Here is a 21,293-nt window from a genome sequence, read left to right on the forward strand (position 1 = left end):
CATGGCACTCTCCCTGCGCAAATTCAGCTTCTCGCGCCAGCTCCTGCCCGCGCTGGCGCTCGCCGGGGTGGTCGGCGGGGTGGCCTATATCGCCACCAGCCAGCCGGACCGGACGCTGGAGGAGCCGACCCGCGAACCCCCGCGCGCCACCGGTGCGCTTGCGACCGGGTTGCGGGTGGCCGGATCGGGCGTGGTCGAGCCGTCGAGCGAGACCATCGACATCGGCAGCGCCCTGTCGGGCCTGGTGATCGACCTGATGGTCCAGCCGGGTGACCGGGTGGGTCAGGGGCAGCCGCTGTTCACGGTCGATGACCGGGCGGTGCGGGCGCAGCTGCGGCAGGCCGAGGCCGGGATCAACGAAGCGCGCGCCGCCATTGCCGAAGCGCAGACCGCGCGTACCACGGCCGAGCGGCAGCTGGCGCTCTACCGCTCGGTGGAGGACAGCGCGGCGGTCAGCCGGGCCGAAGTGATCCGGGCCGAGGGGGAAGCCAATGCCGCCCGGTCGCGCCTTGCCCTGGCGCAGGCGCGGCTCGAAGCCGCCAATGCCGCCGCCGGTGCGGCCCGGACCGAACTGAGCCGCCTGACCGTGCGCGCGCCGATTGCGGGCGAGATCCTGGCGGTCAACATCCGCAAGGGCGAATATGTCTCGACCATGGGCGGGGCACAGAGCCAGCCGTTCATCCAGATGGGGCAGACCGTCCCGCTTCATGTGCGGGTCGATATCGACGAGAGCGAGGCGACCCGGATCGATCTGGGCAAGGCGGCGGTGGTCTCGCCGCGCGGCGCGGCCGACCGCCAGGTCGAGGCGCGGTTCGTGCGGGCCGAGCCGCTGGTGGTGCCCAAGCGATCGCTGACCAATTCCTCGCAGGAACGGGTCGATGTGCGGGTGCTGCAGGTGATCTACGAGCTTCCTGCCGGGGCCGGGGGAGACAGCGCGCTGTTCCGCGTCGGCCAGCAGATCGATGCCTTCATTCCCGGCATTCCCGGCAAGGCGGCGCAATGATGCGGGGCGCGCTTCCGCTCCTGGCTGCCGTGGCACTGTCGGCCTGTGTCGCCGGCCCGCCGCCCGAAGTGGCGACGCCCGCGCCGGACCTGCCGGACAGTTTCGCGTGGCAGCCTTCCGCCGGAACGGGCGCGGCGCTGGACCGGCTGATGCCGACGCAGGATCCCGCCTATCGCGCCCTCTCCGGCCAGGCGCTGGAGTCAGGCCCGACTCTGGCCGAAGCCCTGGCCCGCGTCGAAGCGGCCCGCGCCGGAGCAGCCCGCGCAGGGGCCGAGCGCCTGCCTCTGGTTGGCGCCAATGCCTCGGCCACCGGCCAGCGCACCAGCCCCAACCAGTTCGGCACCGGCCTGCCCCCCGGCGTGGCGTTCGACAGCGAACGGATGGCCTATGCTGCCAACCTCACCGCCAGCTGGGATGCCGACCTGTTCGGCCGATTGCGGGCACAGGAACGCGCGGCGCTGGCGCGGCTTGATGCCGCCGGGGCCGACGCAGTTGCTGTCCGGCTGGCCTTGCTGGCGGAAATCGCCGCCGCCGTGATCGACTGGCGGACCATCGAAACGCGCGAGGCCGCCCTGGGCGAAGACCTCGTCGCCGCAGAGTCGCTGGTAGCCCTGACCGATATCCGCGAGCGCGCCGGGATCGCGCCGGGGTTTGACCGGGTCCGCGCCGAAACCGCTGCCGAGGCAAGCCGCAGCCGCATCGCGGCCCTCGCCAGCGAGAAAGCGCGGATCACCGGCAGGCTCGTCACCTTGACCGGGCTGGGCGGACGGGCAATCCAGGCGGCTCTGGCGGAAAGCGCGCCAGCCGATCCCGCATCCGCACCGCCCGCCAGCCTGCCCGCGCAGCTTCTGGCCAACCGGCCCGATGTGCTGGCGGCGCAGGCCCGGCTGGCGGCGAGCGATGCCGAGCTGGCTGCGGCGGCCGCGCGGCGCTTCCCCCAGCTGACCCTGTCTGCCGCGCTTGGCCTGCTGGCCTTCGATCTGGGCGACCTGTTCGACGGCGATGCGGTGGTCGGGTCGGCGGGGGCCGGGCTGCTTGCCCCGCTGCTCGATTTCGGGCGGATCGGTGCCGAGATCGACGGTGCTGCCGCCACCAAGCGGGCTGCCTTTGAGGCCTATCGCGGGGCGGTGTTCGCGGCCCTGGGCGAGGCGGAGGCGGGCTACGGGCTGGTCGCAGCTGCCGACGCGGAGGCCGCTGCGGCCGCCCGCGAGGCCGCCAGTGCCGAGCGCGCGACCGAGCTGGCCGAATTTCGCTTCCGTGCTGGTCTGGAGAATTTCCTCGCCGTGCTCGAAGCGCGCCGGGCTGCCGATGCCAGCGGCGAACGCGCGGCGGCAGCACAAGGGCGCGCGCGCCGGGCGCGGGTGCTACTTTGGCAGGCGCTGGGCGGAGACTATCCCGCCAGCCGGTCCACCAGCCAGTAGGCTCCGGTAATCCCGATCCCGTAGGATGCCAGCCGCATGGCCGGTTCGAGCCGCGCCGACGCCACACGGGTAAGCGCCGCAATCGCCGCCAGAGTCACCCCCACCACCAGCAGTTGCCCCGCCTCGACCCCGAGGTTGAACGCGACCAGCGCCGGCACCAGCGCGTCATCCGGCAGGCCGATTTCGGCCAGCGCCCCGGCAAAGCCGAACCCGTGGAGCAGGCCGAACAGGAAGGCGACCACCCACGGCAGGCGCATGGCGAGGCTGGGCCGCGCGGGGTCGCGCCGGGCAATCTCCACCGCCAGGAACACGATCGACAGCGCGATCAGCACCTCGACCGGGCGCTGCGGCATGGCGAGCCAGCCGAGCGAGGCACCCGCCAACGTGATCGAATGGGCGACCGTGAAGGCGGTCGCCGCGATCACCGCCTGCCGCCATGAGCGCAGCAGCAGGACCAGCGCGATCACGAACAGCAGGTGGTCCCACCCTTCGAGGATATGCTCGACCCCGATCACGAAATAGGTCCGCCACACCGGCGGGCGGATTTCCTCGGCGGCGATGGTGGCTTGCGGCGTGGCTGCGGTGATCCGGATCGCCTGGGCCGGAGCATCGAGTGGGATGACGCGCGCCAGCAGGTCGGTCTGGCCGATCAGGTCGGCCACGCCGAGCGTCTTGCCGGCGACCGCCCCGGTGCAGCGGACGTCCGCCCGGCCCAGCACCGCCCCGCCCGCCGCGCCTTGCCGCACTTCGCCCTGATAGGTGCAGTTATCCGGCAGGATCGGCGGGGGCGGCGGCTCGGGCGGGGGCTGGAGATAGGGCCGTTTCCACGCCAGCGACCATTGTCCCGGTGCCTGCTCGGCAAACTCTATATAGCCGGGACGCAGCTCGTCAGCGCGGGCCGGAACCGCCAGCGCCAGCCACAGCAGCAGGAGCGCGGCCAGCGTTCTCACCGCGCGACCGTGATCCGGTAGGAATCGCGCAGCAGGCGATAGGCCTCCTCCTTGCGCGCGGCGCTGGTGGCGGTGCGCCAGTCGGCCTCGACCCGGTCGCGGATCTCAGCGAGTGGCGGCACTTCGCCGGTCTCGCGGGCGCGCAGCTGGACCAGATGCCAGCCGAACCCGCTGGCCACCGGGCCGTGCCATCCTTGCCCAACCGGCGCTGCGTCCAGCGCCGTGCGGAACGCCTCGCCGAACCGCTCGTCCACCTCGCGGCGGCTCGCCCCTTCCATGGCGGGTGGAAGCGAGATGGCTTCGCCGCGCGGATCGGGTGATGGCAGCGCGCGCCGGGCCGTGTCCTGCTCGGCAAACCAGCGCTGGTCAAAGCTGTAGCGCACCTCCGGAGCGAACCGTTCGGGGTGGGTGTCGAGCCATTGCTGCAAGGTCGTATCCGGGGCGCTGGCGGTCTCCGCCATGCTCGCGGCAAGATAGTCCATCTTGCCTGCCAGCCGCTTGCGCAGCACGGCGTCATCCTGATCGAGGCCGAGGCGCAGCGCTTCGCGGTAGAGCACCTCTTCGCGGATGAACTGCTCGGTCAGGCCGTCCAGCTCGGCATCGGTCGGCGCGCGCTGCAGGGTCCGCTCCCATTGCAGCGCCAGCCGGGCGCGGTCTTCCTGCGTTACGGTGATGGCGCGACTGGCCGGATCGACCGGCTCCCCCTGCCAGGACAGGACGAACCAGATGGCTGCCCCGGCGGCTAGGAAATGGACCAGCGGCTCGCGGGTCCAGCCGGGCAGCGTCATCCGAGTCTCTTGGCGCGGCTCAGGCGATTGCGATCGAACAGGGCCGTGGCCGTTGCCGCTGCACCCGTGGCAGGGCCGATCCAGACCGGCGAGCTGTAGGCCCGCTCCTGCGCCACGGCATCAGCCAGGGCATCCGGCGACAGCTGGTAACCAAACCGCACCGCATCGTAGAGCGGCCAGCGCGGGGTCGGGATTTCCAGCACGCGGACATAGTAGAATGCGCGCTGCCCCGGGCGATAGTCCGGATCGGTCCAGGTCACGCGCAGTTCCGGTGCGCCAATCGTGTTGGTCCAGGTCGCCTTGGCCCGGTCGACCGTATCGCCCACCGCCGGCACCTTGCCGCCGACCTGCACGCGCGTGTCCATGTTGGACCAGACGACGTCGTAGACCTGTTCCTGTGTCTGGCCATCGGCGCTGACCCAGCCCTTGACCACCTGCACCCGGTCCAGATTGGCGCCTTCCGGGTCTTTCAGGGCCGAAATGAGGAAGGTCGGGGCCTTGCCTTGTTCCTTCAATGTGCCGCCCATCGGCACGCCGCGGGTATAGCCGGCCCTGACCCAGTCCCCCTGCCAGTCGGCCTCGGTGAAATCGAACCCGGCGAACAGCCGCACCACCATGCGCGATCCGGTGGTGGCATAGACTTCCCGCCGCATCATCGCGTCGAAGATTTCCGCCCGGGTGTTGGCGCGTGCCCAGACCGCGGCATAGCCGCCCGCGAGATAATGCCAGCCGAACCGCCCTTCGCGCGTGCCCAGGTTCTGCGATTCGAGCGCGCGCTTCGCATTGGGTTCGTTGCCGGTGTGCTTGCCGAAGAAATTGTCCTCGTCCGCCGTGGCGAGCGAGGTGTGGCTGTCGGTCGAGCCGATCATGCCGAAAGCGTAAGGGTTGGCCCCGGTCCGCTGCTCGATCGACAGGCCGCGCTTCAATGCCTCGCGCAGGTATTCGCCGGCCAGCATGGAATCGTCCTTGCCGGCGGTCAGCGGCAGGTTGCCCAGTTCCCAGCCGACGTCACCGAAGCTGGCGAATTCATCGTTGGGGGACAGGAACGGATGGCTCTCGCTGTCGCCCTTGATCTGGGTCGCCTCGACCACCGGCTCGCGCAGCGCGCGGCGGCGGGCATAGGCCGCGCTCATCGGGCCTCCTTTCGAATCGGTCAGCTCGAACATCAGCCCGTTGGAGACATTCGAATTGTGCGGGATGGCCAGCGCCTTGCCGCCGGTCGCCTTCTCGTAGGCGTCCATATAGTCCCACAACTGGTCGATCGCCCCGTCGAGGCCGGGATAGGGCAGGACAGTGCTGGTCCGGTCGTAACCGTCGCGGAACATGACCACCCGGTGCAGGTTGTTGCCGTCCGGCATCAGGGTGTACTCGAACCCGGCCAGCGGGGTGAACACGCCGGGTTCGTAGTACTTGTCGATGGTTGCAAGGTGATCGGTCCAGATCTCGCGGGTGTTTTCCTCGGCATCGGACTGGTCGCGCAAGGCTTCGGGCAGGGTGCCGTTGGACGCGGCCGTGATCAGTTCCGCCACCGCACGCTGCGAGCCTTCGGGCGATTCGTGCATCATGTCGTGCCAGCGGAGCAGGGTTTCGTCGCGGATCAGGAAACGCGGGGCATCATAGAGCCGCTTGGTCGCGCCCAGACCGTCCGAATGGTCAGCGATGACGAGGAAATCGAGCGGGCGGGCGAGCTTCGCCTTGAGCCCGGTGGTGGCGGTTACTTCCTCACCGCGCGCGAACTTGAGCGCTTCGTCCGGCCCCAGCCGGGTGCCGAAACCGAAGGCATCGATCGAATTGTCCGTATGCAGATGGGTGTCGCCCCACAGCGGCCGCTCGGGAAATTCGGCCAGGGCCACGGCAGCTTCGGCTTCGGCAACCACGGCGGCCTGGTCGCCGCAGGAAGCCAGCCCGGCAGCAAGTCCGATTACCAGTGCGGCATGGATCAAATTCTGGCGCATCGTTGCATTCTCCCCCGTCACCACAATGGCACGGCCAGCCGGGCCGTCAAGCCGCAGGGTTTACGTGCGCGTCAGGCCCGGCCGAGCTCGACCAGCTTCATTTCGACGGCGCTCCACAGCCTGCCCATCGCCCGCGATGCCTCGGATGAATTGGCGAACACGGGCACGGGTTCGCGGCGCAGCGCCATCTGTTCGACATGGCTGCTTTGCGGAATCACCGGCCAGCCCTTGCCATCGCCTTCGCGCACTTCGCGGTGCAGCTTGCGCCGCGAATCGTACATGGACAGCACCGGCAGGATGGGCGGATGGCTCCTGTGGTGCCGCGTCAGTTCATCGCGAACCTGGCCCAGGGCGCGGGACGCCAGCGGAGAAGGCGGCAGCGGCAGGAGCACGATATCGGCGGCCGCCAGGATCTGGTCGCTCACTTCGTTCATCATCGGCGGGCAATCGAGCACGATCCGGCGATAATCCGCGCGCAGATAAGCAAGCAGCTGGGCAAGGCGGGTCTTGCCCCCGATTCGCGCCAGCTGGACCGGCATCCCGCGCAGGCTTTCGTCCGCCTGAAGCAGGTCGAGCCGTTCGAACCGGCTTTGCTCGATCAGGTCGCGCGGGCGGCTGTCACGGTGGAACAGGGACATGGCCCGCGCTGTCCGCCGCGGCGGTGCGTCGAGCAGGAAACCGGCACCGCCCTGCTGGTCCAGATCCCACAGCAAGGTCGGATACTTGCCGACCTGCGCGCAACGCCAGGCAAGATCGACCGCAAGCGTGGTTTTGCCCACGCCGCCCTTGACGCTGTAAACCGCGATGACCGGCATGGACTGCGACCCCCTGTTTGCGCCTAAGTGCTTATACTTAGCGGGGTTGCAAGCGGATTAACCATTGTGCCCGGCTGCGGGACAGAAATCGCTGGCCGATTCATGCCGCAACGCGTGCCATGGTCGAGGGCAACTTGATTGCAAATGAAACCGGGTTCAAGGCGGCAGCCAGCCAGTCCATCACTTGTTGAAGAGTCGCCGATGCCGTCTCCCGCGCCGCTTGATCGCCAAACCCTGCGCCTCGCCTACCGGCAGGAGGAGCAGGCCTGCCTGACCGAGCGTCTGCGCCAGGCCGCTCCTGCCAGTGCGGTCCACGCCGAGGCTGCCGCCACTGCCAGTCGGCTGATCGCAGGCGCACGCCAGCGCAAGGCGAGCGGGCTCGATGCCTTCCTCCAGCAGTTCGGGCTCGATACCGAGGAAGGCATCGCCCTGATGTGCCTCGCCGAAGCCCTGCTTCGGGTGCCCGATGCCGCCACCGCCGATGCGCTGATCCGCGACAAGCTCGGCCCGATCGACTGGTCGGAGCACCTCGGCGAAAGCGGCTCGACCTTCGTCAACGCCGCCACGTTCTCGCTGATGCTGACGGGCGAAGTGCTGGAGCGGCCGGAAGATCACCAGCGCGGCATGGGCGCAGCACTCAGGCGCGCGATCGGCCGGGTGGGCGAGCCGGTCATCCGCACCGCGACCTTGCAGGCGATGAAGATCCTCGGCGGGCAGTTCGTGTTCGGGCGGACCATCGACGAGGCACTCAAGCGGGCCGCACCCGAACGCGCGAAAGGCGTGACTCACAGCTTCGACATGCTGGGCGAAGCGGCGATGACGATGGCCGATGCCGAACGCTATCGCCGGTCCTACGAGGCCGCGATTGACCGGCTGGCGCGCGAAACCGCCAGCGGGTTCCGCACCGCGCCGGGTATCTCGGTCAAGCTGTCGGCGCTCTATCCGCGCTACGACTTCTGGCACGCCGGGGCCGCGCTCGATCATCTGATACCAGTGGTGCGGGCGCTTGCCGCCAGGGCCCGCGATGCGGACATGCATTTCACCATCGATGCCGAGGAAGCGGAGCGGCTGGAGCCGTCGCTCGACCTGATCGAGGCGCTGGTCGCCGACGACGCGCTGTTCGCCCGGCCCGATGGCAGCCAGTGGGAAGGCTTCGGCCTGGCGGTGCAGGCCTACCAGAAGCGCGCGGTCCATGTCTGCGACTGGGCGGCCAGGCTGGCGCGGCGGCACGGGCGGCGGCTGATGGTCCGGCTGGTCAAGGGCGCTTACTGGGACAGCGAGATCAAGCTGAGCCAGGTGGGCGGTTTTGCCGATTACCCGGTGTTCACCCGCAAGGTCGCGACCGACGTGTCCTACCTCGCCTGCGCCGCGCGCCTGCTCGAAGCGAGCGACGTGATCTATCCCGCTTTCGCCACCCACAACGCCTACACCATTGGCGCGATCAAGGCGCTCGCCGGTGAGCGGGAATTCGAATACCAGCGCCTCCACGGCATGGGCGAGGAAGTCTATGCCGAGCTTGCCCGGCTCGAAGGCAACCGCCCGACCCCGGTCCGCATTTACGCGCCGGTCGGCGGGCACAAGGACCTGCTCGCCTATCTGGTGCGCCGCCTGCTCGAAAACGGGGCCAACTCCAGCTTCGTCAACCGCATGGGCGATGCCGAAGTGCCGGTGGCAGACCTGGTGACCGATCCGGTGGCGGACCTCGCCGCGCTCGAGCCGCTGCGCAATCCGGCCATCCCCCTGCCCGGCGCGATCTTCCCGGGGCGCACCAACAGCGCGGGCGTCGATCTGGCGGACCCGCTGGTACGCGGGCCATTGCTGGAGCGGCTACAGGCGCTTGAAGGCGTGATGTGGCAGGCGGAACCGACCGGGACTGCAGGCAAGCCGGGCCAGACCTGCGCCATTGTCAGCCCGCAGGCCCATGCCCGGCAGGTCGGGCTGGTAACCGAAGCGAGCCTGTCCGACATCGACCGCGCCCTTGCCGCCGCACAGGCGATCCAGCCCGGCTGGTGCGCGCTGGGCGGCGAAAAGCGCGCGCTGCTGCTGGAAGCGGCGGCCGACCTGTTCGAACAGCATACCGACGAATTCCTCAGCCTGTGCCAGCGCGAGGCCGGCAAGACCCTGCTCGATTCCGTGCTGGAACTGCGCGAGGCGGTCGATTTCCTGCGTTACTACGCGGGCGAGGCACGCCGCCTGTTCAGCGCGCCTGTCCCGCTGCCCGGCCCGACGGGCGAGGAAAACCGCCTGAGCCATCACGGACGCGGGGTGTTCGCCACGATCAGCCCGTGGAACTTCCCGCTGGCGATCTTCATCGGCCCTGCCGCTGCCGCGCTGGCGGCGGGCAATGCCGTGGTGGCCAAGCCTGCCGAGCAGACCCCGCTGATCGCCAGTCTCGCCGTGCGTCTGTGCCACGAAGCCGGCATTCCGCAGGAGGTGTTCCAGCTCCTGCCCGGTGACGGCAAGGTCGGCGCGGCGATCACCTCCGATCCGCGCATTGCCGGGGTCGCGTTCACCGGTTCGACTGACACCGCCCGGGCGATCAACCGCAGCCTCGCCGCTCGCGAAGGGCCGCTCGGCATCCTGATTGCCGAGACCGGCGGGCAGAACGCGATGATCGTCGACAGCTCGGCCCTGCCCGAACAGGTGACGCGCGATGTGGTCGGCAGCGCCTTCCAGAGTGCGGGCCAGCGCTGCTCCGCCCTGCGGGTGCTCTACCTGCAGGAAGACGTGGCCGACCAGATGCTGGCGATGATCACCGGCGCGTTCGAGGCGCTGGTCATGGGCGATCCGGCCGATCCGGCAACCGACGTCGGCCCGGTGATCGACCGCGAGGCATGGGCTGCGCTGGAAGGCCATGTCGAGGCGATGCGGGCGGACGGGCACCGCGTCACCCGGCTGGGGGAATCGTCCGACGGGGACGGCTGGTTCGTTGCCCCCACGATCATCGAGATTCCCTCGATCGCCGCGCTCGACCGCGAACATTTCGGACCTATCCTCCATGTCGTGCGTTTCCGCGCCGACCAGCTGGAGCAGGTAATCGATGACATCAATGCCACCGGATACGGCCTCACCCTTGGCCTACACAGCCGCATTGCCGCCACCCGGCGGCTGGTCGAAGCACGCGCGCGGGTGGGCAATTTCTACGTCAACCGCAACCAGATCGGCGCGGTGGTGGAAAGCCAGCCGTTCGGCGGGGAAGGCCTGTCGGGCACCGGGCCGAAGGCCGGCGGGCCGCATTACGTCGCCCGCTTCGCAACCGAACGGGTTGTCTGCATCGACACCACAGCGGCGGGCGGGAATGCCAGCCTGCTGGCCAGCTGAGCCCGCGGGGTTTGCCGGATGCGGCCCGGGCTTGCTAAGGGTGGCGGGATGAATCGCTTTCTTGCTACCCTGCTGGCGCTGATCGCGCTCGCCTGGCCCGGCGCTGCCAGTGCCGACGTGCTGATGAGCTTCCATTCGTTCAGCGGCTCCGTCTTCTCCGGGCGCTATCCGCATACCTTCATCGTCCTTGAAGGCACGCTGGACGCAACCGGAGAGCGGGTCAGCGAGAACTACGGTTTCACCGCGAAGGAGGTCAGCCGCGCGGTGCTGCAGGGGCCGGTCGAGCACGCGATCCAGGTCGAGCCGGCGAAATACATCAAATCGACCAAGCGCCACTTCACCGTCAAGCTGAGCGATGCGCAGTACCGCCGGGTCAGGGCAGAGGTGGAACGCTGGCGCACCGCGCCGGGCAAGTACTACGATCTGGATCGGCGCAACTGCCTCCACTTCGTTGGCGCCATGGCCGAAATCGTCGGGATCAAGGTGGTCTATCCCCAGTCGATGCTGCGCAAGCCGCGCCAGTGGCTCGACCACCTCGGCAAGCTCAACCCCTGGCTCGCGCCGCCCCGAAAGCGGCGTTGATTTCGAGGCGGGGCGGGAGGTTTGCGTCCGCCACAAGAATGCAAGTAACGGGGGACAGTGCGCGCGCCATCTTGCCCGCGCGCGCCGGCTCGGGAATCACATCGCCATGGCGATTCTCTCAGACAAATGGATCCGCACCCAGGCGCTCGAACACGGCATGATCGAGCCGTTCGTGGAGGCGCAGCGGCGCGAAGGCTGCATCTCCTATGGCCTGTCGAGCTATGGCTACGACGCGCGGGTGGCGCCCGAGTTCAAGATCTTCACCAACGTCGATTCCAGCGTGGTCGATCCCAAGCAGTTCGACCCGAAGAGCTTCGTCGACCGTGAGACCGATGTCTGCATCATCCCGCCCAACAGCTTCGCGCTGGCCCGCACGGTGGAATATTTCCGCGTGCCGGAAGATGTGCTGGTGATCTGCCTCGGCAAATCGACCTACGCGCGGTGCGGGATCATCGTCAATGTCACCCCGCTGGAGCCGGGCTGGGAAGGGCACGTGACGCTGGAGTTCTCCAACACCACCCCGCTGCCCGCGAAAATCTACGCCAACGAAGGCGCCTGCCAGTTCCTGTTCCTGCAGGGCAACGAGCGGTGCGAGACCAGCTACAAGGACCGCGCCGGCAAATACATGGGCCAGCGCGGCGTGACCCTGCCGCGGCTTTAGACCTGCCCCGTGCACGGGATCACGCAGCCTTTTCCTACACCGCGCTTACCTGTTATGAACCGCAGAACGCTTGGGGCAGGGCTGCCCGGCCAACCTCTGCCCCCCGGGGGGCAGTCAATTGGCAGGAGGCCCGAGCAAGGGCAGAAAATTATTTTTAATCAGTATGATGAATGTACAGAGCGAAATTGACAGGGTGTCAAGTTCGTCAAGCAAGTGTCAAGTCTTCCGGTGCCCGTTCACCGCACTGTGCCGTATCTGATCCGACCCGAGGAGAATCCGCATGACCCGTGACCCGCGTGAATTCGACATCATCGTTTATGGCGCCACCGGCTATACCGGCCGTCTCGTGGCCGAACATTTCGTGCGCGAATATGCGGGCAACGCGGATGCCCCAAAATGGGCAATGGCCGGGCGCAGCCTGACCAAGCTGCAGGAAGTGCGCGACGCAATCGGCGCGCCTGCGGATACCCCGTTGGTGGTCGCCGATGCCGACGATCCGGCCAGCCTCGACGCGATGTGCGGCCGTACGAAAGTCGTCCTGACTACAGTTGGTCCGTACCAGCTCTATGGCGATGCGCTGGTGTCCGCCTGCGTCAAGACCGGGACCGACTATGCCGACCTGTGCGGCGAACCGGCGTGGATGCGCGAGCAGATCGACCTGCACCACGAAGCGGCCAAAGCCAGCGGGGCGCGGATCTGCTTTTCCAGCGGGTTCGATTCGATCCCGTTCGATCTGGGCGTGCTGATGTTGCAGCAGGAGGCAAAGGCCCGATTCGGCAAGGCCGCGCCGCGGGTGCGCGGGCGGGTCCGCTCGATGCAGGGCACCTTCTCCGGCGGCACGGCGGCCAGCCTGACCGCCACGGTCAAGGCGGCAGCGAAGAACCCCTCGATCATCAAGGTGCTCAACAATCCGTTCGGCCTGACCCCCGGCTTTGAAGGCGCTGACCAGCCCTCCGGCATGATGCCGCATTACGAGGAAGACCTGGGCCGCTGGGCCGCACCCTTCATCATGGCGACGATCAACACCAAGAATGTCCACCGGACCAACTTCCTGCTCGGCCACCCCTGGGGCAGCGACTTCCAGTATGACGAAATGATGCTGACCAGCCCGGGCGAAGCCGGGAAGGCGGCGGCCAATGCCGTGGTCGAGATGCTCAAGAACCCGTTTGGCGCCAAGCCGCCCAAGCCGGGCGAGGGGCCGACCCCGGAGGAACGCGAGAACGGTTTCTATGACGTGGTGTTCGTCGGCGAGATGCCGGGCGGGGAAACGATCCGGTACGGCGTCAAGGGCCGCTACGATCCGGGTTATGGCTCGACCAGCCGGATGCTGGCGGAAACCGGGATGGCGCTGCTGGAGAGCGAGGCCGAAGGCGGCGTCGGCACGCCGGGCGCGTTCCTGGGCGAAGCTCTGGTCGAGCGCCTGCGGACGCACGCCGAGATCAGCTTCGCAGTGGAAGACTGATCCCGGCGACGCTTGCCGGGTTCACGGATGTGAACTGGCAGACCCGGGGGGGTGGTCCGATCCCCGAATGTGGGCGCCTTAGAAGCTGGTCCTGACGCTCAGCCGCACGTTGCGGCCAGCCAGCGGGACGAAGTCCTTGGTGAAGCTGGCGTGGCGGCGGGCCGTCACGTCGAACAGGTTGTTGCCCTGCAGCAGCACGGTCACATTCCTGTCCCCGCGGAAGGGTTTCCACGCGATCGAGGCGTTGACCAGGGTGAAGCTCTCGGTCGGCGTTTCGAAGGCAGTCACGCGATCCTGGCCGTCAAACCATTCGACCTCGCCGCGCACCTCGAACCGCTCGGTCTGGGCTTCCAGTGCACCGAGCAGCCGCAGCGGCGGGATGCGCGGCAGCGGGGTGCCGTCTGACAGTTCGGCCTTGATGTAGTCGCCCCGCAGATCGGCGATCAGCCGGAACGGGCCGCTGTCGACGATCGGCACGCTGACTTCGCCTTCGACGCCCATGTAGTCGACATCGCCCTGCAGGTATTCGAACACCGGCAGTTCGTCCTCTTCCAGGCCTGTTTCGTTGAGGTAGATGAAGTTGTCGAACCAGTTGCGATAGACCGCCACGTTGACGCTGACCGGACCGACCCGGCCGCGCACGAAGGCCTCTACGCCCCAGGCCCGTTCGGTGGTGAGGTCGGGATTGCCGATTTCGAAGGCCTGGGTCGCGATATGCGGTCCGTTGGAATAGAGCTCTTCCGCGCTGGGCGCGCGCTCGGCGCGGTGGCCGGTCACCCCGAAGCGCAGGCCCTGCTCGGTTTCATGGGCCAGGCCGACCGCGCCCGAAAAGGTATCGAACGACCGTGCTGCGCCGATCACGCGCGATTCCACATCGGTGGTTTCGTATCGGCCAGCCAGTTCAAGCTGGACCGGGCCGAGCGGAACTTCCTGCAGGCCGAACACCGCGAACTGGTCGGTGCGGTTCTTCGGGACATAGGCCTCTGCCCCGAAGGCATCGAAATCGCGGTAATAGTACTGCACGCCCAGCGACCCGCGCCAGCCGTTGCGGTTGGCCTGTTCCAGCACCGCGCGCGCTTCCATGCCCTTGACGTCGAACACGGTGCCGACCTCGTCGCCCTCGAACTCGGTGTGGGTATAGTTGGAATAGCCCACCCGCGTGTTCAGGGCTTCGAAGAACCCGTTGCCAAGTGCCAGCCGCCCGCGCAGGTCGGCGCGGAACTGCCTCAGGTCGATGGTGACGTTTTCGTTCTCTTCGCCTTCCTCGCCTTCATGTTCTTCGCCCCCGTGTTCTTCACCCCCGTGCTCCTCTTCCTCGCCGTGGTGATGCCCGGCACCGGGGCGCATCGGCACGCCGTAGCGGGTGTCGTACCAGCCGATTGCGGCACCCAGGGTGCTTTCGCCGGCAAAGAAGGCGAAGCCGGTGTTGGCTGACCAGGTGCGGGTCGCGCTGTTGGCCAGAGTGCCGCGCGCGTTGGCCGCTTCGCGCAGCTCTTCGGCCTCTTCCAGTTCGCCTTCTTCCTCTTCCTCGTCGGCCTCGGCCAGCAGCTCGGCGCGCAGGCCGTCCGCCACCACGAAGCCGGGGACGCGCATGTCGTCGGTCTCGCGCCAGCCGCCGCTGGCGTGGAAGACGAAGTTCTGGCCCAGCGGGACGTCGAGCGAGGCGCCGGCCTCACGCAGGTCGAACGCGGTATCGATCGCGCCGGCGGTATCGAGATGGAACGGCTCGGTCATGCGGCGCAGCGGGATGCGCTTGTCGATCACGTTGACCGCGCCGCCAATCGCCTGGCTACCGAACAGCAGCACCGCCGGGCCGCGCAGGACCTCGATCCGTTCCGCGGTCAGCGGGTCGATCGTGGTGGCATGGTCGACCGAGGTGTTGGAGACGTCGGTCGTGCCGATGCCGTCAACCAGCACCCGCACCCGTTCCCCCTGGAACCCGCGCAGGACCGGGCGTGATGCACCGGGCGAGAAGCTGGTGGCGGAAACGCCCGGCAACTTCACCAGCATGTCGCCGATCTGGCCTTCGTGATTGCGCTGGAGGTCCGCACCTTCCAGCACCGAAGTGCCTGCCAGCACGTCCAGCTGAGTCACGCCGATGGCGCTGACGACAATTTCCCCCGAGCCGTCAACCGAGCGGTCATGGAGATCATCTGCCGGTTTGTCCTGCTGGGCCAGCACAGGGGCCGAAACGAGCGCTGCCGCGACAGAAAGGAGAGAGAGGGCGGGCGAGATGGCGCGGTTGCGCGCTGATGAATGATACAACATAACGCAGGCCGTTAGCGATCCTGGGGCGGGAAGAAAAGCGCTTTCGGCAGGACGACGATTTCGCACGACAAGCGGCGGCGGGCACCGCAGTGTCGGCTGCTGTCAGTGCGATCGGGCAGGACAAAGCCGCGCAGGAATGCCCGTGTCAGCGTTTCCGTGGCTCGAACGCGATATGGAGTTCCTTCAGGCTGCGGAGCAGGAAATGCGGGTGGTAGGTGAAGTCATTCTTCCCGTCTGCGAAATGCATATCCTCGAACCGGTCGACCACGGCGGTAAAACCCCAGGCGAGTTCGCGCCGGGCGAGCGGGGCGCCCAGGCAGTGGTGCGTGCCGGAACCGAAGCCCATGTGCGCGCCTGCCTTGGGCCGGTCGAGGTCGAGCTTGTCCGGGCAGGCGAAGAACCGCTCGTCGCGGTTGGCGGCGGCATAGCGCACGTTGACCACCGATCCGGCCGGGATCGCCACCCCGTCAAGTTCCACGTCCTGATGGGTGAAGCGCATCAGCGACTGGACCGGGCTTTCCAGCCGCACCACTTCCTCGACAAAGGTCTTCATGTACCTGTCGGGATCGGACTTGAGCTGGTGCCACACGTCCTTGTTCTCGATCAGCAGCTTCATCCCGGCCGCCAGCGCATTGGTGGTGGTCTCACTGCCGCCGACGAAGGTATCGGCCATCATCTCGGCATGGAGCTCGTTGTCGTTGAGCGGTCGGCCCCAGCCACCGATCACGGTATTGACCAGCACGCTGATCAGGCTGTCATCCGGGTGCTGCCGCAGGCGCTCGAAAATCGGCTGGAAATAGTGCTGCGCCTCGATCTCCCGGTCGACCATTTCCAGGTGCCGGTCTTCCGGCAGCATCAGCGAAATGCGGTGGAAGAAGGCATCGGTCCAGCCCTTGATCCGCCACATGTCTTCGCGGGCTGCGCCCATCTGTTCGCCGATGATGAACAGCGGCAGCGGCACACAGAACTGGCGCACCCACTCGCAGTGGCCATCGGCCAGGAAGCTGTCGATCAGCTCGTAGGCGAGACTTTCGACCCGCGGATCGATCTGCTTGATCCGGCTCGGCTTGAACGCCTCGTTGAACATGGCGCGCATCTGCTTGTGGTTCGGGTCGTCCCGCCCGGCCAGCGTCGGCGCGGGGAGCCACCCCTTCTCCTTGAAGCGTTCCGCCACCTTGCGCCCGCGCTCCTGATCGACCGGGCTGGCGCGCATCGATTCGCTGCGCGCGGTGGACGGAAACCGCTGCGGATCGAGCAGCACCTCGCGCACGTGGTCATAGCGGCTGACGACATAGATCTGCGTGCCCGGAATGTTGTAGACCGGCGCCTCGTCGCGCAGCCGCTTGTAGGCGTCATAGGGGCATTGCTGCAGTTCGGGATCGAACAGGTTGATGCTCAGGCTGTCGGCAGTGGTGGCCATGGTGTGTTCCCTATCGCACCTGCACCGAATCCTGCCCCCAGGGGGCGATGGTTTCGGCTTGTCTGAAAGCTTCAGGCAGTTCCTCGACCATCTTCCAGGTGGCCGCGAGCCGCCCGAATCCGACGAAGAAGGCGCAGGTCATCCCCAGCTCGACGATCTCCGCTTCGCTGAAATGGGCGCGCAATTCGGCGTGCAGTGCATCGTCGATGGCCAGGTGATCGGTCGCCATCAGTTCGCCGTAGCGGATCGCGACTTTCTCCGCAGGGGAGAGGTTGGTCGCCTCCTGCGGGCGTTCGAGCGAGCAGACCAGTGCCTCGTCCACCCCGTCGGCCACCGCGTCGGAATACCGGATCGCCATGCAGCTGCGACACTGGTTGAAGAAAGCGATGCGCAGGCGGACCAGCTCGACCAGCCGGTCGGGCAGGCTGCGATTGAGTTTCAGCGCGCCCCCGAACGCCATCAGGCCAAGGGCCTGTTCCGGGCAGTGGGCGAAGTAGCGGGTCAGGCCCTGCTCCAGATCGGTCAGGTTGTCCGGCTGGATTGCGGCGCGCAGGCGCGGGTCCCATTCACCGGGTTCGACCTTGGCTATCCGGCCCATCTGCCTGCACTCCCAAAAACGCCTGTGGCTAAGGGGGGCAGGCTGGGGCGATAGCAGGGCAGCGGCAATTGGCGGTTTAGAGCATGAGCCTGCGCCTGCCGCCGGGAGAGGCAGTGGTGAGATGAAGGCGCAGCGGCACCCCAACCACGAGCTGAGCCCGATGGCTTGCCCCCGCACGGTGGCCGATGTCGACCTGTTCGGACCGGGCGCGGCGGAGCACTGGTACGAGGCCTACGACATTCTCCATGCCGAGGCGCCGGTGCTGCGCCTGCCGGGCGAAGGGCTGACGCCTGATCGTGACGCCTTCATCCTGACCAGGCACGCCGACATTTCCCGGGTGGTGAAGGACTGGACCCGCTTCCCGCCCACGCTCGACCTGCTGGTGGCGCATATCCAGCAGTCAGGGCAATTGCCGCGCGAGATGCCCGATCTCGATGCCATGGTGCAGTCGATCGTTTCCCTGCGACCGACCCAGGCGCTGTGGCGCGCGCACCGGCAGGAGCTGACTGATCCATGGGTCGGGCCCGGAGCGGGTCGTCACCGCGCGATGATTGCCGGACATGTCGACGCTCTGATCGAGCAATGGATCGGGCGCGGCGGGCCAGTCGATTTCGTGGCCGAATTCGCCCGCCCCCTGCCGCAGCGCACCATGGCCAGCGTGCTCGGCTTCCCGCTGGAGGATGTCCCGCAGCTGGAGGTGTGGGGCAATGCGCAGGTCATGTCCTATGTCCATGGCTGCGGGCACAACAACGTGCTGACGCCGGAGCAGACGGCGGAGAAGTTCCGCCTGCTGGCGGGCATGTCGGACTATGTGCGCGATCAGGTCCGGGCGAAGCGGGCCAATCCGCAAGACGACATGATCAGTTTCCTGAACCGGGTCGAATACACCGCGCTGGGGCGGCGGCTGACCGACGACGAGATCAACGGCGTGGTCTATGCCATGGTCATCGGCGGGCTGGAGACGACGCAATATGCCCTGGCGGAACAGGCCCAGCTGCTGGTGGAACGGCCCGGGCTGTTCGCGCAGCTGCGCGCCGATCGCGACCTCATTCGTCCCTTCATCGAGGAAGGGATGAGGTTGCGCAGCCCGACGCAGGGCCTTTCCACCCGGATCACGGCGCAGGACGAGGTGTTCCAGGGGGTCGCCGTACCCGCCGGGTCCACGCTGCACTTGCGCTACGGCGCGGCCAACGTCGATCCCGACGAATTCGAGGATCCGAAGGAGCTCAGGCTGGATCGCAAGGCGGTCACCCGGCACCTCGCTTTCTCCGCCGGGCCGCGCGTATGCCCCGGCGCAGGGCTGAGCCGGCTGGAGCAGACCATTGCCTGGAACCGCCTCGCCGACCGGCTGGCCGACTTTGCCTATGCCCCCGGCAACACGTTTCTCCACCAACCCGGCATCATGCTCGGCACGCTGGAGCTGCACCTCGACTTCACCCCCGCCTGAGGAGACCTGACAGATGGCTACCCTGCTCGCCCATATCCGCATCAAGCCCGGCAAGGAGGCCAAGTGGGAAGCGATCATGGCCGACATGGTCAGGGAGACCTTCGCCACCGAGGAAGGCGTGGTCCGCTATGAATACTGGAAAGGGCAGGAGGAGAACGCTTATTACTGCCTGCTGTCGTTCAAGGACAAGTGGGCGTTCTACCACCACCAGATGTCCGATCACCACGAAGGACACGATTTCGCCGACGTGCTGGCCGATATCAAACTCGAATATGTGGGCCCGGTGAAGGGCGCAGGCGGCGGACTTGCCCCGACCGAGGACCCCGCCCTGCCCGACGATGCGAGCGCGGCGATGCGGACCGCGCAGGAACGCTTCCCGCTCAGCATTCCCGGCTGGTGGAGCGCACGCGCATGAGCAGGGATACGGCCTTGCAGGACCTGCTCGACAAGCAGGCCATTACCGAGGTTCTGCAACGCTATTCGCGCACCCTCGACTGGCTCGACGATGAAGGGCAGGCAGGTTGCTACTGGCCCGACGCGCATATCGACTACGGCTTTTTCACCGGCAGCGCGGCGGAATTCGTGCCGGTGGTGATGGCAATCGAGCGCGCCAGCCAGCGGCGCTGGCACCTGCTCTCCACCCCGGCGATCCGGTTCGATTCGGCCGATCATGCCGAGGTCGAATGCTATGGCATGGCCACGGGGATCCGGCAGCAGGACGACGGCACCTGGTCAGGCGGGCTTTACGGCGGGCGCTACCTCGACGCGTTCGAACGGCGGACGGGGGAGAACGGGGCCGAGTGGCGGATCGCCCGGCGGCGATACATCATGGACTGGAAAACCCCGCTCGACGATCAGCCGTCCAACGAACCCAACCCCGATTTCCCCCTGCCGGTGCTGCAGATCATCGCCAGCGGGCACGCCGATTACCGGAGGATGTAGCTTCTCGCTCGTCATTGCGAGGAGGCGAAGCTGGCGAAGCAATCCAGAGCCCGACGCATGACCATTCTGGATTGCCGCGGCCTGCGGCCCGGCCATGACGGGTTGGCGAGGGCAGGCCGCGGGCCTACCCCTCCTCAGCCGGGTCCATATAGTCGCGGTAATAGGTCAGCTTGCCGTCTGTCACCTTGTAGATGCCCACCCCGCCGCGTGAAGGCGCGCCTTCCATGTGCATGGTCCAGCGCGCCCACACAGCATGGTCATCGCCGCAGATTTCGTCGACGGTGAAGTGGACTTTGCGGGTGCCCATTTCCCTGACCATGGTGGTCATGAAACCGAGGATCGCCTCGCGCCCTTCGTAGCGGCCCCAGATCGGGTCCTCCAGCAGGGCGTCCTCGGCGAACAGGTCGACCAGTCGGGTGTAGTCGCCATCGTCCTGGATGCGCCAGAACTCCTCGATCACCCGCTGTGCTTGTCCCGGCATTTGTTCTCTCCCCCCACAGTGTCGGTGCAGTGTCGGTGCAGCATCGGCGCCAGTGTGCCACGATGCGGGTGCGCGGCTGCCCTGTGAAAATGGCGAGGGCGGGGGACAGGCCGGGGCTGTTATCGTGCCGCGCAAGGAGAGGCCCGATGTCCACCACCCCCCGCGTATCTTCCGCCGTTCCCGGCGAGCCAGCCCACTTCGGCACGGTGCTGGCCCACCAGCCGGAACTGTCGGCCAGGTTTTTCGCCCTCTACGGCGCGTTCTGGGGCAGCGATGTCCTCTCGGCCCGGATCAAGGAAGTGGCGCGGATGCGCAATGCCCGGGTCACCGAATGCGGCTTTTGCCGCCAGGTGCGGTTCGACAAGGCCGTGGCCCAGGGGCTGGGCGAGGACGTGCTGGACGACATTACCGATGGCTACGAGGCCTCCGCCCGGCTGACCGAGGCGGAAAAGGCCGCGCTGACATTCACCGATGCGCTGATCCATGATCCGGACCTGCTCACCGGCGATGCCCGCGCGGCACTCGCCCGCCATCTCACGCCGGAGCAGATTGCCGAGCTGGGCCTGGGGGTCAGCCTGTTCCTTGCCCTCGCCAAGGCGCTGATCACCATGGGACTGGAACCGGAAGCGATGGCCCGCACCGTGCTGCCCACACCTGCGCCGCTGGAGCAGGCGGCATGAGCGGGCCGGTTTTTGCCGCACTGGCGGCCCGGCCCGAACTGGCCGCACACTATGCCGCGTTCCGCGAAGCCGCGCACCAGGCGCTCGACCCGGCGCTGGTCGCCATGGTCCGCCAGGCGATTGCGGCAGTGCATGGCTGCGCCGACCCGGAGGCCGCGCCGATCGACGAGGCCGCGCTCGACGCCGGTACGCAGGCCTGCCTCGCGTATGCCCGGCGCATGCCGTTCGAGCACACCGCAATCACCGATGCCGAGGCCGCCGCCGTGGTCGCCGCGCTGGGCGAGCCGGGCTATGTCGCGTTCTCGGTGGTGGCGGCACTGGCCGATGCTGAATGCCGCGCGGGGCTGGTGGGGCTGCCGGAGCTGGTGGAGCAGGGCTAGGGCCACCGGTCCTTCCCATTTCCTGGCCCGTCATTGCGAGCGAAGCGAAGCAATCCAGAGCGTTTGCGCGCAGCGCTCTGGATTGCCGCGGCCTTCGGCCTCGCAATGACGAAATAAGA

The 21,293-nt window shown here is 67.6% G+C and carries 19 protein-coding genes; 11 read left to right on the forward strand and 8 right to left on the reverse strand.

The window, feature by feature from the left end; genetic code table 11:
- Position 1 precedes the first annotated feature (1 nt).
- Both U4960_RS02445 and U4960_RS02450 read left to right on the forward strand, forming a co-directional pair.
- Positions 2-1,003: an efflux RND transporter periplasmic adaptor subunit gene (locus U4960_RS02445; RefSeq protein WP_324262026.1), complete on the forward strand. Its 1,002-nt coding sequence runs from the start codon at positions 2-4 to the stop codon at positions 1,001-1,003.
- On the forward strand, positions 1,000-2,424 hold the full coding sequence (locus tag U4960_RS02450; RefSeq protein WP_324262027.1) for an efflux transporter outer membrane subunit: 1,425 nt from the start codon (positions 1,000-1,002) through the stop codon (positions 2,422-2,424). Before U4960_RS02445 ends, U4960_RS02450 begins: the two co-directional genes overlap by 4 nt.
- On the opposite strand, the gene U4960_RS02455 is transcribed toward U4960_RS02450, so the two are convergent.
- From U4960_RS02455 to U4960_RS02470, 4 genes are all read right to left on the reverse strand, one after another.
- Positions 2,394-3,374 carry a HupE/UreJ family protein gene (locus tag U4960_RS02455; RefSeq protein ID WP_324262028.1) on the reverse strand — a complete coding sequence of 327 codons (981 nt, stop codon included), beginning with the start codon at positions 3,372-3,374 and terminating at the stop codon, positions 2,394-2,396. The two genes, U4960_RS02450 and U4960_RS02455, sit on opposite strands and share 31 nt — an antisense overlap.
- Complete coding sequence (locus U4960_RS02460; protein ID WP_324262029.1) at positions 3,371-4,162, reverse strand: peptidylprolyl isomerase; 792 nt, start codon at positions 4,160-4,162, stop codon at positions 3,371-3,373. The genes U4960_RS02455 and U4960_RS02460 overlap by 4 nt, the downstream gene beginning before the upstream one ends.
- Entirely contained in the window at positions 4,159-6,117 is a 1,959-nt protein-coding gene (locus U4960_RS02465; RefSeq protein WP_324262030.1) for a DUF3604 domain-containing protein, read from the reverse strand. The genes U4960_RS02460 and U4960_RS02465 overlap by 4 nt, the downstream gene beginning before the upstream one ends.
- A 71-nt stretch (positions 6,118-6,188) precedes the next feature.
- Positions 6,189-6,932 (reverse strand): ParA family protein, encoded by a 744-nt coding sequence (locus U4960_RS02470; RefSeq protein ID WP_324262031.1) that lies wholly within the window; start codon positions 6,930-6,932, stop codon positions 6,189-6,191.
- Positions 6,933-7,133: 201 nt separating this feature from the next.
- Here U4960_RS02470 and putA point away from each other — a divergent pair, with 201 nt between their 5' ends.
- The 4 genes from putA to U4960_RS02490 all read left to right on the forward strand — a co-directional run bounded on the left by putA (position 7,134) and on the right by U4960_RS02490 (position 12,958).
- Entirely contained in the window at positions 7,134-10,253 is a 3,120-nt protein-coding gene (gene putA / locus U4960_RS02475; protein WP_324262032.1) for a bifunctional proline dehydrogenase/L-glutamate gamma-semialdehyde dehydrogenase PutA, read from the forward strand.
- Between the two features lie 48 nt (positions 10,254-10,301).
- Positions 10,302-10,835 (forward strand): hypothetical protein, encoded by a 534-nt coding sequence (locus tag U4960_RS02480; protein WP_324262033.1) that lies wholly within the window; start codon positions 10,302-10,304, stop codon positions 10,833-10,835.
- A 106-nt stretch (positions 10,836-10,941) separates the two neighbouring features.
- Positions 10,942-11,496, forward strand: coding sequence for a dCTP deaminase (gene dcd / locus U4960_RS02485; RefSeq protein WP_324262034.1), 555 nt, complete (start codon positions 10,942-10,944; stop codon positions 11,494-11,496).
- Positions 11,497-11,776: 280 nt separating this feature from the next.
- Positions 11,777-12,958, forward strand: coding sequence for a saccharopine dehydrogenase family protein (locus tag U4960_RS02490; RefSeq protein ID WP_324262035.1), 1,182 nt, complete (start codon positions 11,777-11,779; stop codon positions 12,956-12,958).
- Positions 12,959-13,036: 78 nt separating this feature from the next.
- Here the strand turns inward: U4960_RS02490 and U4960_RS02495 are convergent, their stop codons facing one another.
- The 3 genes from U4960_RS02495 to U4960_RS02505 all read right to left on the reverse strand — a co-directional run bounded on the left by U4960_RS02495 (position 13,037) and on the right by U4960_RS02505 (position 17,244).
- A complete protein-coding gene (locus U4960_RS02495) occupies positions 13,037-15,226 on the reverse strand; it encodes a TonB-dependent receptor (RefSeq protein ID WP_324262036.1) in 2,190 nt (729 codons plus the stop codon).
- A gap of 145 nt (positions 15,227-15,371) precedes the next feature.
- Positions 15,372-16,646 (reverse strand): cytochrome P450, encoded by a 1,275-nt coding sequence (locus tag U4960_RS02500; protein WP_324262037.1) that lies wholly within the window; start codon positions 16,644-16,646, stop codon positions 15,372-15,374.
- 10 nt (positions 16,647-16,656) lie between these two features.
- Positions 16,657-17,244 (reverse strand): carboxymuconolactone decarboxylase family protein, encoded by a 588-nt coding sequence (locus U4960_RS02505; RefSeq protein ID WP_324262038.1) that lies wholly within the window; start codon positions 17,242-17,244, stop codon positions 16,657-16,659.
- Between the two features lie 121 nt (positions 17,245-17,365).
- Between U4960_RS02505 and U4960_RS02510 the strand changes: the two genes are divergently transcribed.
- From U4960_RS02510 to U4960_RS02520, 3 genes are read left to right on the forward strand one after another with little or no spacing between them, the layout of a single operon-like run.
- Positions 17,366-18,691, forward strand: a complete 1,326-nt coding sequence (locus tag U4960_RS02510; RefSeq protein ID WP_324262039.1) for a cytochrome P450 — start codon at positions 17,366-17,368, stop codon at positions 18,689-18,691.
- Positions 18,692-18,704: 13 nt separating this feature from the next.
- Positions 18,705-19,106, forward strand: coding sequence for a putative quinol monooxygenase (locus U4960_RS02515; protein WP_324262040.1), 402 nt, complete (start codon positions 18,705-18,707; stop codon positions 19,104-19,106).
- Positions 19,103-19,633 carry a nuclear transport factor 2 family protein gene (locus U4960_RS02520; RefSeq protein ID WP_324262041.1) on the forward strand — a complete coding sequence of 177 codons (531 nt, stop codon included), beginning with the start codon at positions 19,103-19,105 and terminating at the stop codon, positions 19,631-19,633. Before U4960_RS02515 ends, U4960_RS02520 begins: the two co-directional genes overlap by 4 nt.
- Positions 19,634-19,757: 124 nt before the next feature.
- Here U4960_RS02520 and U4960_RS02525 read toward each other — a convergent pair whose 3' ends face one another.
- On the reverse strand, positions 19,758-20,114 hold the full coding sequence (locus U4960_RS02525) for a nuclear transport factor 2 family protein (RefSeq protein ID WP_324262042.1): 357 nt from the start codon (positions 20,112-20,114) through the stop codon (positions 19,758-19,760).
- A 146-nt stretch (positions 20,115-20,260) separates the two neighbouring features.
- On the opposite strand from U4960_RS02525, the gene U4960_RS02530 reads away from it, so the two are divergent.
- Positions 20,261-20,794, forward strand: a complete 534-nt coding sequence (locus tag U4960_RS02530; protein WP_324262043.1) for a carboxymuconolactone decarboxylase family protein — start codon at positions 20,261-20,263, stop codon at positions 20,792-20,794.
- Positions 20,791-21,174, forward strand: coding sequence for a hypothetical protein (locus tag U4960_RS02535; protein WP_324262044.1), 384 nt, complete (start codon positions 20,791-20,793; stop codon positions 21,172-21,174). The genes U4960_RS02530 and U4960_RS02535 overlap by 4 nt, the downstream gene beginning before the upstream one ends.
- Positions 21,175-21,293 lie beyond the last annotated feature (119 nt).

Source organism: Altererythrobacter sp. H2, from assembly GCF_035319885.1.
Taxonomy (GTDB): domain Bacteria; phylum Pseudomonadota; class Alphaproteobacteria; order Sphingomonadales; family Sphingomonadaceae; genus 34-65-8.